This is a genomic window from Streptomyces sp. NPDC048496 (assembly GCF_043200055.1).
Classification (GTDB): Bacteria; Actinomycetota; Actinomycetes; order Streptomycetales; family Streptomycetaceae; genus Streptomyces.
In genome coordinates this window covers 1-11,415 of the sequence record NZ_JBICXB010000091.1, presented here as the reverse complement: position 1 = coordinate 11,415, position 11,415 = coordinate 1, and the positions used below count along the sequence as shown (strand labels likewise).

Below are 11,415 nucleotides of genomic sequence, written 5' to 3'. Positions count from 1 at the left end.
CTCGACATCACACGCCACCAGCCTCCCCCACCAAGGCACTTACCGAGGCCGATACCGCAAAGTCGATCAACGGCTACGAAAATCTTGTCAGAGCCGTTAGTTTCACACTCCCACGGTAGAAGCCGACACGACCGGCCACATCCCAAACCCCCGTGAATCACCCCAACGAGGCACCCCCACAAGATCTGCACCCATCTCCGACTTGCGTCCCGGGCGGGCGGCGGAGACCCAGATCAGCCGTCCTTTGTCGTCGGTGAGCGCGATCACGAGCAGGTCATGGCCGGGCAGGAATGCCGCTGGGCATACGGATTGCGCCAGGGGCAGCAGCCGGGCATAGGACTCGCCCGTTCCCCGGCCGCTGCTGTCCGCAACTCAGGCCTGGGCGCCTTCGGCTTCGGCGGAGATCTCGGCCCAGTCGTCCCAGGTCTTGAGCCGCTCGGCGTAGATCCGGTGGATGACCTGGAGGGGAAAGGTGCCGAAGAAGACCCGCAGCGGGGGCGTCGACGGTCTTCAGCAGCGCGCGCCGGTGGCGGGGTCGCCCACCGGGGCGTCGGCCAAGGCGGCGGCGATGGTTTCGCGTACGCCGTCGTAGGCGGGCAGGACTGGGCCTGGACGGAGGAGGAACTGGCCCAGTCGGTTGCATAGTTGCCGGGCGCGACGGGGGCGACCTTGATGCCCAGTCCTGCGTGCGATATCAGGCACCTGGCGGCACCTTGTACTGGTGTTCCGGCTTGACTGCAGACCAGTGAAAGAGCTCTGGCCGACCGTCGTGGGGCCGTCAGCCGTGCAGGGTGGCGTACAGGAGTACCGGGGACTCGACCGCTGAGAGAACGGATGCCGGAGAGCGGCCGATGGCTGCTATGTAGCGGTCGGGTCGGACCAGCACGACAGGCGCTACCTCGGCCAGGCCGGGCAGATCCTCGAGTTCCTCGTCGGGCAGGAAGACGACGGGGATTCCTGCCCATCGCGGATCGCCGGAGTCAGGGTGCATCTCGCCTGGACGTCCCCGTGCGATCCAGGAGAAGCCGAGGGGTGCGAGTCTGTGGTAGAGCCGTCCACCGTTGCGCAGTTGCGGGTTGGGCATGCGGCGGTCGACGGTGGGGGCGGCACCGGCAGCCGGTGAAGGGGAGCCGTAGGTGATGTCGAGCATGCCGACGCCACGTCCGAATCGTGCCTGAACCGATGGTCGGGCCAGGACGGTTGGCGCCAGGAGGCCGAGCAGGGCGCGGGGTACACCCTTGCGGGTGGTGAGTGCGCTGGTCGCACGGGCAGTGCCGCGCCCCATGGCATGTGCGACCGGCCGCCGTTCGGCCTCGTAGCTGTCGAGCAGGCCGCCCGCCGTAGCCGTGCCGGCCCGCCGGGCTGCGGCGAGCTTCCACAGCAGATTGTGGGCGTCCTGGACCCCGGTGTTGAGCCCTTGGCCGCCGACTGGGCTGTGGATGTGGGCGGCGTCGCCGGCGAGGAAGACCCGTCCCCGGCGGTAGTGGTCGGCGAGGCCGTAGCTGAGCTGGAACTGGGATGTCCACGCTATGTCGTGGCTGCCGAATTCGATCCCCGACCGCCGTCGGATCAGGTCGTCGAGGAAGCCTTCGTCGATGAGCAGGGACGTTTCCTGCCGGGCCTGCGGTACGTGCGCGATGATGCGCCATCGGAGGGGCTCGGGCATCGGCACGATGAGCAGCAGGCCTTCTGGTGCGAGGAAGACGTGCCCTTCGTCCTCGACGAGGGGTGAGGTGGTCTTGACGTCGGCCAGGACGAAGGAGGCCCCGGTGTCCGAGCGGTCGAGGCGCAGGCCGGCGGCGGTCCTGACGCGGCTGCGGCCGCCGTCGCAGCCGATGAGCCAGCGCGCGCGCACCACCTCGCGTCTCCAGTTGCCGTGTTCGAGTGTGGCTTTGACGTGGGCGCCGTTGTCGTGGATCTCCTCCAGCGCAACCCCCCACTCGACTTTGCCGCCCCCTTGGTTGAAATGCGACTCGAGAACGCGTTCGGTGGCGTACTGGGGGATCGACAGCCAGAAGGGATAGGCCGTGTCGCCCCAGGGGAGCCCGAGCAGATCCACACGTACTGGGCAGCGGCGCCGGGTGTGCACGTTGAGAGCCGTGAAACGGGCGCCTTCGGCGAGGATCTCCTCGGCCACGCCCATGGTTTCGAAGATCTCCATGGTGCGGGCGTGGACGACCAGCGCCGTGGAGAAGGTGGAGCGGCAGGGCTTGCGGTCGACGATGCGCACGCTCAGGCCGTGGCGTACAGCTTCGCAGGCGGCGGCCAGCCCCGTGGGGCCGGCGCCGATGATCAGGACGTCGATGTCGTTGCGGTGCCCGGCTCCCGGTTCTGCCTCCCGAAGGTTCTGGATGTCGTACTCGTGCATGGGTCCGAAGGACAACGGTCGTCTCCTCGCGCAGGAAGTTCAGGCGGAACCCGGGGGAAGGCGGGCGATCCGTTCGCGTGTGCGGAAGTCAGCCTCGCGCTGATCGCCCGCCGCCCGATCGGGCAGGCGTGCACCGGCGGCTTGGGCGGTAGTGCTTTCAGCCTCCGAACTGCTGGTTGACCTTGTCCTTCACCTCCCCGGGCACGCCGTCGGGGTACCGCTGGTGGAGCGCTTGGAGGATCTGGTCGGGCAGGCCGTCGGACAGGCCCTGCTCCTTTGCCCAGCCCCTGAGGTCTTCGCCGGATCCCTCGGAGGTCGGAGGCCCGAAGGGCATGCCGTTCGCTCCGCCCGGCGGCTGGGCGTCGGCTGGGAAGCCGGCGGCGAGCTTGCCGATGTTGGACTTCAACTGCTGTGTGATCACCAGCGCCGCGACTCCCACGCCGGCGAAGAAGAACAACGCCGCTGCGAGGCCGGCCCCGAGCGCGGTCACCGTCTTGCGGTGGCGTCGTGCGAATCGGTTGTCGGGCGGTTGCACGCGCCCCGTGCCCGGGCGCCTGACACGTGTGCTGCCAGGGGATCGTGTGGTGGCCATATGCCTTTCTTTCGCTACTGGTATCGACTGGTACGTCTTCGGTGGTCATCAGGGCGATGGCCGGATGCACAGCGGTGACGAGGTCTGCGCAGAAGAGGAGTGCGGGGCGGGAGGGTCCCGAGGGTGGGGCCTTCGTGCGGCTCGCTCAGTCGAGCCGCACGATGAGCATCACCACGGCTGGGGTGTCGGCGATGAGCTGGTGGCGCTCGGGGGGAACGGGAATGAGGGTGCGCCGGTGCAGGGCCCATTCCCTCTCGGTGGTGGCCAGCCGCACCCTGCCAGTCAGGCAGGCGAGGAGGGCGGCGCCGGGTGCTTGGTGCTCGGCGAGTTCCTGTCCGGTGTCCAGGGCTATCAGGGTGGCCCGTAGACCCGGCAGGGCGGCCACCGTCCGGGCTGCCCGGCCGGCGTTCGAGGCTGCTGCCTCGGACAGCAGTTGTTCTGTGAGGACGTCCAGTGACACGGCTTCCGCGGCCTCGTCCGAAGAGCGGTGGGATGGGGTGGTCATGAGAGCTCCTTTCTGCACCGCAGCGCGAGTTTGTTCGGAAAGCTTCGGTGCAGCGCAACGGTGGGCACCGGGGCTGCTGCCGAGCGGGCGTGGTCAGGCCTCATTCCGTCGCCTCCCGCTCGCTGTGCGTCACCGGATCGGCAGGAGCGGGGCAGGTCCTGTCGGCGGGGGTGCGGCGACGGCGGAGCAGGACGGCCACGGCGACGGCCGTGGCGACGGCGGTGATGGCGCCGCCGAACAGGGCGGCGTGCAGCCCGGTGATGAACGCGTCCTGAGCCTGCTGCAGGACCGCGCCGCCTGCGGCGGCGGCGCCGGCCAGCGACGACTCGGCCGCTTCGGCGACGTTGGGTGGGACGCCGGTCAGGTGGAGGTCGCTGCGGTAGGTGGCGGTCAGGAGGCTGCCGAGAACGGCGATGCCCAGCGCGCCGCCGAGTTCGCGCGCCAGATCGTTGACGGCGGAGCCGACGTTCTGCAGTTCCTTGGGCAGGGCGTCGGTGATGGCGGTGGTGGCCGGGGGCATCGCCAGCCCCAGTCCGGCGCCCAGCGGGATCAGACCGGCAGCGATGTGCCCGTACGAGCTGGCGCCGTCCAGGTGGGCCAGGACGGCCAGGCCGGTGGCGAGCATGAGCAGCCCTGCGACCCAGGGGCCTCGAGCACCCAGGCGCTGGGTGAGCAGCGGACTGAGCCGGGAGGCGGGGATCATCCCGATGGGCATCGCGAGAAGGCTGAGGGCGGCGGTGAGTGCGCTGTCGCCGCGGACCAGCTGCAGGTACTGCATGACCACGAACATGAAGCCGAACAGGGCGAAGAACTGCAGCGTGAGGGAGAGCGAGCCGGCCGCGAAACGGCGGTTGCGGAACAGCCGCGGGTCGAGCAGCGGGTGCCGGTGGCGCAGCTCGTAGGCGACGAAGCCGGCGAGGACGAGCACGCCGAGGGCGATTCCGCTGAGAGTGACAGGGTCGCTCCAGCCGTTCACCGGAGCCTCGATCACCGCGTAGACGAGCGCCGCGATGCCGGCCGCCGCCAGGATCGCGCCGATTACATCGAGCGGCGCGGGGCGGGATTCGGCCGACTCCGGCACGAAGACCAGTGTTCCGGCCAGCGCGACCGCAGCGAGCAGCACGTTGAACCAGAACACCGACGGCCACGACCACCACTCCAGCAGCAGGCCGGAGGCAAGCAGCCCCAGCACTCCACTGCCGCCGGCGACCGCCGCCCAGACACTGACCGCCCGGGCACGCTGGGCGCGCGGGAAGCTGCTGGTGATCGTCGACAGGGTGGCCGGCATGATCAAGGCAGCTCCCGCGCCCAGCACCGCACGCAGCCCGATCAGCACGTTCGGGTCGGTGGTGAGGGCCGCCAGCACGGATGCGGCCCCGTAGACGATCAGGCCGACGATGAGCGCCCGGCGCCGGCCGAACCGGTCCCCCAAAGCCCCGGCGGGCAGGAGCAGCGAGGCGAACACCAGGCTGTAGGCGTCGATGATCCAGGTCTGCTGGGTCTGGTCGGCGTGTGTCTGGCGTGCGATGTCGGGCAGAGCCACGTTGAGCGAGGCCATCGCTGCGACCACGGTCGCCAGAGCGAGACAGGTGATCACCAGGACAGCACCCTGGCGCACGGCTCCGCCAGGGGACTCAGGGACGGGCGGTCGCGGGTCGGAAAGCACGGGGAAGGGCCCTTCGCTGCGGAAGCAGGTACTGGCCCAGAGTCACGCGGCTGCTTCGACAATCTCAACCATGATGAAATACCCGGTGCGGGGCTGAAGGGCCGGGAACCCCGACACCCGCTCCCAGAGCCTCGACGTCGCCCGCCGGCGCTTTCTCCTCGGCGGGTACCAGGCGGTCACCCTGCGTTCCGTCGCCGCCGAGGCAGGCGTGGACGTCGCCCTGGTCAGCTGCTACTTCGGCTCCAAGAAAGGCCTGTTCGGCGCGACCCTGGCGCTGACCGCCACCCCCACCGAAACCCTTGCCCGCTCCACGGAAGGCGACCCCGTCACCTTCCCCCAACGCGCCCTGCGCGCCCTGCTCGCCCTGTGGGAGGACCCCGAATCGGGCGCGCCGCTGCGCGCCCTGATAGCCGCCGCCACCCACGACCGGGCCATCACCGGGCTGGTCAAGGAAATGATGGAACGCCGGGGTTCCACAGAAGCGAGGCTGTCCTAGTCCACGAAAAGGGGGTGCGATCTGCGGGAATGCACGGCGGCATGACGACGGGGCGTGTCACTAGGCGCTGGCGTAACTGCAGGTCAGCGGCCCTGGACCCGTCAAGTCCACTACTGGGGCGTTGCGTTGTAAGGGACTACGCTACCGGCCCGGGGCACACCACACGGCCTACCTTTGCCGGCATTCACTGAGTCAATATGCTTACAGATCAGGGCAATTCACCTCGTTGCCGCCAGCAAAAGTGAGGCGTCGGACCGAGGGCGGCAACACTCTGACCTGCGCGTGTCCCTAGTCCTAGTGACACGTCCCCATCTAGATCAACATTGCATTCGTACAGGTCAGCATGGATTTTCGTGGACTAGTGCGCCTCCACTTCTGTGGAACTCAGGGAACGGGAAATGATCGACAAGATCGCTGCCAGGCTCGGCGGCGCGGACGCCCGCAAGCGCGCCGGCGCGTTCTGCGCACAGATCGCCGGCCTCGTCGTGACGCCACATCCTGCGCCTCGAGCCGGTCGCTTCCATGCCGCCTGATGAAATAATCCGCATCCACGGCCCTCCCCTGCGCCTCGCACTGCGCGAGTCCCCGCGCCACCAGCCCCGCACAACCTGACGAGGCAGGCCGCAGCAGACACGCCGCTGAAGTGACGGGCCGGTCCGTCGCCCAACAGCACAGGTCCTGCACGCAGCACGTTCATATTGGCGTTCGGCTGAGGCGTACTGCCGACGAGCGGCCACCGTCGCTCAGAGTTGCTGGACCGGCATTTGTTCAAGGTGTTCCCGGACAATCCGGATGATCCGCAGGCGGACGGGGTGCGCGACTCGGCGGCGTCGCTGGAGGGGCTCCTCGGGTGGGAAGCCAGCCCCGCCCCACCCGGCGGCCTCGACGCGACGCTGGAGCGCGTGGAGCAGGCACTCGTCGCGACGGCGGCCTCCGACCTGCCCATCAGCTGGGTGACCGCGGATTCCGCCTACGGTCAGGAGTGGGGAATCGCCGGATGCTGGAGGAGGCTGGTGTCGGCTATGTGCTGGTCGTGCAGAAATCGCAGCAGGTCAAGTCGCCGGCCGGGATCGGGCGCATGGACCAGCTGATCACCGAGGCACCGGATGACGCCTGGCAGCGCCTGTCATGCGGTGACGGCGCCAAGGGTCCGCGCCTCTTCTGGAGTCCGCCGGGGGCGCAGTGCCCGGCGTACTCGGCCAGCTGCCAGGCGTTCTTGCTGCCGACCGGGCCGAGCAGGGCGCGGACGTAGTCACGCATCCGGCGTCGCAGGTCGGTGCGGCCGAAGCGGTGGCCGATGCGGAGGCAGAGGTCGTCGAGTTCGCAATCCCAGGTCGCGTCCGCAAGGTCGTCGATCACGCTGGGAAACTGCCCGAATCCCGGTGCGGACAGTTCCCGATCCACTCGTTGGAGGGGCGGTCCGGCAAGACCGCCCCTGACTCACCATCAGCCAACTACACTCCGGACAATGCCTCTGAACAGGCCAGATGGCGAAACGCTGCTGGAGTCCAGCCGTACTGGTCGGCTGGCTCTGCTCGTGGGGCCGCGTGTTCCTCGCTGATCACGCGGGCGCCGATGTGCTGGAGCGGGGCCCTCGCGGTGGTGCACGGTGGGGGGCGGGCCGCAGGGCGGCGTGCAGGGCGGGGCTGAAGGTCCGGACAATTTCATCAGACGGCATGGATGCGACGGGTTCCAGGCGCAGGATGTAGCGGGTCACGACGACGCCGGCGATCTGGGTGCAGAACGCTGCGGCGCGCCTTTCAGAGTCGACGCCCCCGAGACGGGCGGTGAGGCGAGAGATCAGCTCGCGTTCGAGCATCTGGCGGACCAGGGTCGCCAAGGCCGGGTCCTGGCTGATGCTGCCGAACATGGCCTTGAGCGGTGCGCCGGTGTCGGGGTCGTCCCACAGGGCGAGCAGGTCGCGCAGAGCGCGCTGGGGCAGCGTGGCCAAGTCCCCGTCCACGGCACGGGCGATGACGTCGGTCGGGTTGACGGAGACGGTGACCGCGGCGCCGAACAGGCCCTTCTTGGAACCGAAGTAGTAGCTGACCAGCGCCAGGTCCACGCCGGCGTCGGCGGCGATCTGGCGCATGGTGACGGCCTGGTATCCGTCGGCGAGGAAGCGCCGACGGGCCACGGCGAGGATCTGGGAGCGGGTGTCGGGTCTGCCGGCCCGGCGTCCGCGACTGGCCGGTTTATTCATCATGGTTGAGATCCTAGTCCTCTCTCGCGGAGTCTGGGCAGGCCAGACCGCCAGGCCAGGGAGGCCGCCCTCGTGCTCGATGCCCAGTCCCTGCCCGATGTCGCCGCGCCAGGGCGCGTTCGGCGTCCGGGCGTCGTTCTCGCCGTCACGTGCCTCGCGCTGGCCGTCGTGGTTTCCGCGACTCCCTCGCGGCCGCCACCGCCATCGGCGGCCCCGTCCTCGACCCGGCGCCCGCACCGCATTCGCCGAGGGACTGCACACCGCCCTGCTCGGTGCCTCCGGCGTCGCCCTCGTTGCCGCCCTCTCAGTTGCCATGCTCCTGCGACGCCCTCGTGGCGGCGGCCTCGCCAACTGACCGGTGGCCTCTGCCGAGACCCCGACACAGCGTCACCCGCGTGAGGCCGAACACCCCGACTCGTCCCACACGGTCACACAGATCTCCGCGTCCATTCCGTTGAAATCCAGGAGCCTGGCTATGCCATTCGAAATCACGACCGAGTCACCTCTGAAGCCCGTCCGAGCGACTCAGCCCGCGCGCGCCGCAGCCGCGGACAGGCAGGTCCATGTCGATGTGCTGGTCGTCGGCGCCGGCCCCACCGGCCTGACCGCCGCCAGCGAGGCGCGACGCCACGGCCTGAGCGTGCGCATCATCGAGCGCAAACCGCGCCGCTCGACCTTCTCCAAGGCCCTGGTCGTCCACGCCCGCACACTCGAAGTGTTCGAGGCCATGGGCATAGCCGACGCCGTCGTCGCCGCAGGCACCCGGTTCGCCGCCCTCAACACACACACCGGGACCGGCCGCCGCGCCGTGCGCGTCGACCTCCTCGCCCAGCCCTGGGGCGACACGGCCTACCCGTACTGGTTGTCGATCCCCCAGTACGCCACCGAGCAGATCCTTGAATCGCACCTAGCCGCCTTGGGCGTCGACGTCGAGTGGCAGGCCGCCCTCGACGACATCACCGACCACGGCGACCTGGTCGAAGCGCGCATCCAGTACGCCGACGGCGGATGCGAGACCATCCGCTCCCGCTGGCTCATCGGCTGCGACGGCGCCCGCAGCCGGGTCCGCGAACAAACCGGCCTCCACCTGAACCGCGCAGATGCCGGGGCCACCTTCGTCCTCGCGGACGTCAAGACCACCGCCCACCTGCAGGAGGACGAAGGACACGTCTATCTCCACCCGGACGGCCTGCTGCTCATCGTGCCGATGCCCGAGCCGCGCCGCTGGCGGATCATCGCGCACGTCCCCACCCCGCCGGACGGCTCACCGATCACCATCGACGCCACTTATCTCGACGCGCTGATCCACCGCCGGGCGGGACTGGAATTCGCCAGCCACGACATCGCCTGGGACTCCCAGTTCAAACTCAGCCACGGCGTCGTCGACCACTACCGCAAGGGCCGAATCTTCCTTGCCGGCGATGCCGCGCACGTCCACAGCCCCGTCGGCGGACAGGGCCTCAACACCGGCATCCAGGATGCCCACAACCTCATCTGGAAGCTGGCAACCGCCCGCCACCTGGACGCCGGAGCGGCAAAAGCGCTCCTCGACAGCTACGAAGCCGAACGGCGCCCGGTCGCCCGGGCCATGGTCCAGGGCACCGCCCGCGCCACCGGCGCGCTCACCGCCCGAAGGCCCCTGGTCCGGCGGGCACTCGGAGCCATCGCACCCCATCTCATCGCCCGCTCCGCCATTCAGGCACGGCTCGGACGCCGCGTCGGAATGCTGGAAATCGGCTACCCGAACAGCCCGCTCACCAAGGTCTCCGCGGCACCGACCGCAGTCGGCCGCCGACTGCCCAACCCGAGGCTCCACACCGGCGGAAGACTCCACGAACGCCTCAACCGCGCAGGTCACACCTGGATCGTGCGAAGCCGCCAGGACGGCACACACCCCCACACCGGCCACCCGCGATGGGCCGACATCCCGCTGGTCTTCCTGACCGACGACATGCTCGCCGAGCCACTGGACCAACTGGCCCGGGTCACCCTCGTGCGCCCCGACGGGTACATCGCCGCAACCGGGACGACAACCGAGGCCGTCTGGGCGCAACTGCCTGCGACCGCCCTGCCTTTCCGATACTCACACACCACGTGAGCCCGTAGCCGAACACCGCCCGCCAGCCCCGACCCCAGAACTCGATCCAGGAGCAGACCATGACGACCAACGACACTCCCACCCCCGAGACCGCCCCCGAGACCGTGCCCGCGCGCGAACCGCAGCCGATTCCGCTCGACGCGAGAATCCGCGAGCATCTCAGCCAGGCCGCTTCGTCCTCGACCGGCCTCAGCATCCAGTCCCTCTACGGAGGCCACCCCCACGTGCTGCAGCACAACCTCATCGCGCTGCGGTCAGGATCCTCCCTCCCCGAACACGACAACCCCGGTGAGGCAACCGTGCTGGTGCTGCGAGGCCGCGTGGAACTGCGCTCCGGTACCGACCGCTGGACCGCCGGGGCAGGGGAGCTGCTCGTCATACCGCCGACTCGCCACAGCCTGCACGCGGTCGAAGACGCCGCCGTCCTGCTCACCATCGCCAAGATCAGTTGATCTGCCGCGATGCCGGAAAGTCGTGCACGGAAGAAGCGCATGCACAGGGCTGAAAAGGCGGGGGCCAACCTGCCTCCTGTCGCGCTCAGCCAGCGGTGATGCCGTGGAAGGCAAGATCGCAGAAGCTGTACCGCCCGGGAGAGCCGCCGGTCCGGTCCTTCGCCGGCCAGCGCACACCACCGCCCCTCTCCGCCCCACGCCACCCTGCACACCGGCCGAACCCGATCTGCCACCGCCCCACCGAGCTTGCGGAGGACTCGTTGCTCGACACACTCTTCGGTCTGCCTGCCCACCCTCTGATCGTCCACGCCACCGTGGTTGCTGTGCCCGCTGCTGCCGGGAGCGTCGCGCTGGCCGCGCTCTGGCCGAGGTTCAGGGCGTGGGCGGGCCCGCTCCCCCTGCTGCTGAGCCTCGCAGCCCTGATCCTGGTGCCCGTGACCGTCAAATCCGGTGAGTCGCTCGCGCGGCACGTCGACCAGACGGCCCTGGTGCGCCGACACACCGATCTCGCCCACGGCCTCCTCCCTTGGGTGATCGCACTGGCCGTGGGAGCAGCCGCTCTGTTCTGGCTGAGACGACGGGAAGCCCGTCCTCAGAGCGCGGAACATCCCGCCGTCTCCAGCCTCACCGCCGTCGCGTTCATCATCATCGCGCTGACCGGGGTGATTGGCAGCGGCATCCAGATCGCCCGCATCGGCCACAGCGGCGCCGAGGCCGCCTGGACGAGACCATCGGCTGGCAGAAACTAGTGTCCTGCGCCAGTAGTTGATCGTTAGTAGTTGCGTGACTTCTGCTGCTGGTGCGTCAGTTCCTCGTCGGGGCCCGAAGCTGGAACCGTTGCTGCTGTCTGATGACGAGCGGGCGGTGTTGGAGCGGTGGACGCGTCGGGCGACATCGGCTCAGAGCCTGTCGGGTGGCCGGTCATGCGTGAAGCGTGACAGTCGCGATCTGCCTTCCGGGCATGGCGACGGCCCCGGAATGATCACGTGGTGTGTGCCAGTGCGAAAACTCCGAGGCCGTCAGCGGCCCATGCTA

11 protein-coding genes and 1 pseudogene are annotated in these 11,415 nt (G+C 69.3%); 6 read left to right on the top strand and 6 right to left on the bottom strand.

All coding sequences use genetic code 11. The features are described from left to right. Positions 1-454 precede the first annotated feature (454 nt). Positions 455-592, top strand: coding sequence for a hypothetical protein (locus tag ACGFSA_RS33980; protein ID WP_393309896.1), 138 nt, complete (start codon positions 455-457; stop codon positions 590-592). A 186-nt stretch (positions 593-778) separates the two neighbouring features. Here the strand turns inward: ACGFSA_RS33980 and ACGFSA_RS33975 are convergent, their stop codons facing one another. From ACGFSA_RS33975 to ACGFSA_RS33960, 4 genes are all read right to left on the bottom strand, one after another. After that, the gene (locus ACGFSA_RS33975) at positions 779-2,383 is read right to left on the bottom strand and encodes an FAD-dependent monooxygenase (protein ID WP_393309894.1); all 1,605 of its coding nucleotides are present in this window, start codon (positions 2,381-2,383) and stop codon (positions 779-781) included. Between the two features lie 142 nt (positions 2,384-2,525). Continuing rightward, on the bottom strand, positions 2,526-2,858 hold the full coding sequence (locus ACGFSA_RS33970) for a hypothetical protein (RefSeq protein ID WP_393309893.1): 333 nt from the start codon (positions 2,856-2,858) through the stop codon (positions 2,526-2,528). A gap of 247 nt (positions 2,859-3,105) precedes the next feature. Further along, the gene (locus ACGFSA_RS33965) at positions 3,106-3,465 is read right to left on the bottom strand and encodes a hypothetical protein (protein ID WP_393309892.1); all 360 of its coding nucleotides are present in this window, start codon (positions 3,463-3,465) and stop codon (positions 3,106-3,108) included. A gap of 100 nt (positions 3,466-3,565) precedes the next feature. After that, complete coding sequence (locus tag ACGFSA_RS33960) at positions 3,566-5,083, bottom strand: MFS transporter (protein WP_393309890.1); 1,518 nt, start codon at positions 5,081-5,083, stop codon at positions 3,566-3,568. Positions 5,084-5,273: 190 nt separating this feature from the next. On the opposite strand from ACGFSA_RS33960, the pseudogene ACGFSA_RS33955 reads away from it, so the two are divergent. Together ACGFSA_RS33955 and ACGFSA_RS33950 are read left to right on the top strand one after the other, a co-directional pair. After that, positions 5,274-5,627 (top strand): annotated as a pseudogene (locus ACGFSA_RS33955) (TetR/AcrR family transcriptional regulator); the annotation flags it as partial. Positions 5,628-6,025: 398 nt separating this feature from the next. Beyond that, on the top strand, positions 6,026-6,160 hold the full coding sequence (locus tag ACGFSA_RS33950; RefSeq protein WP_393309889.1) for a hypothetical protein: 135 nt from the start codon (positions 6,026-6,028) through the stop codon (positions 6,158-6,160). 487 nt (positions 6,161-6,647) lie between these two features. Here ACGFSA_RS33950 and ACGFSA_RS33945 read toward each other — a convergent pair whose 3' ends face one another. Together ACGFSA_RS33945 and ACGFSA_RS33940 are read right to left on the bottom strand one after the other, a co-directional pair. Next, positions 6,648-6,986, bottom strand: a complete 339-nt coding sequence (locus tag ACGFSA_RS33945) for a hypothetical protein (RefSeq protein ID WP_393309888.1) — start codon at positions 6,984-6,986, stop codon at positions 6,648-6,650. 202 nt (positions 6,987-7,188) lie between these two features. Then, entirely contained in the window at positions 7,189-7,833 is a 645-nt protein-coding gene (locus tag ACGFSA_RS33940; protein ID WP_393309887.1) for a TetR family transcriptional regulator, read from the bottom strand. Positions 7,834-8,305: 472 nt separating this feature from the next. Between ACGFSA_RS33940 and ACGFSA_RS33935 the strand changes: the two genes are divergently transcribed. The 3 genes from ACGFSA_RS33935 (at position 8,306) to ACGFSA_RS33925 (ending at position 11,129) form a co-directional block, all read left to right on the top strand. Continuing rightward, the gene (locus ACGFSA_RS33935) at positions 8,306-9,928 is read left to right on the top strand and encodes an FAD-dependent monooxygenase (RefSeq protein ID WP_393309885.1); all 1,623 of its coding nucleotides are present in this window, start codon (positions 8,306-8,308) and stop codon (positions 9,926-9,928) included. Positions 9,929-9,987: 59 nt separating this feature from the next. Next, entirely contained in the window at positions 9,988-10,380 is a 393-nt protein-coding gene (locus tag ACGFSA_RS33930; RefSeq protein WP_393309884.1) for a cupin domain-containing protein, read from the top strand. Positions 10,381-10,640: 260 nt separating this feature from the next. Next, positions 10,641-11,129, top strand: a complete 489-nt coding sequence (locus ACGFSA_RS33925; protein ID WP_393309882.1) for a DUF2231 domain-containing protein — start codon at positions 10,641-10,643, stop codon at positions 11,127-11,129. The last annotated feature ends 286 nt before the right edge of the window (positions 11,130-11,415 follow it).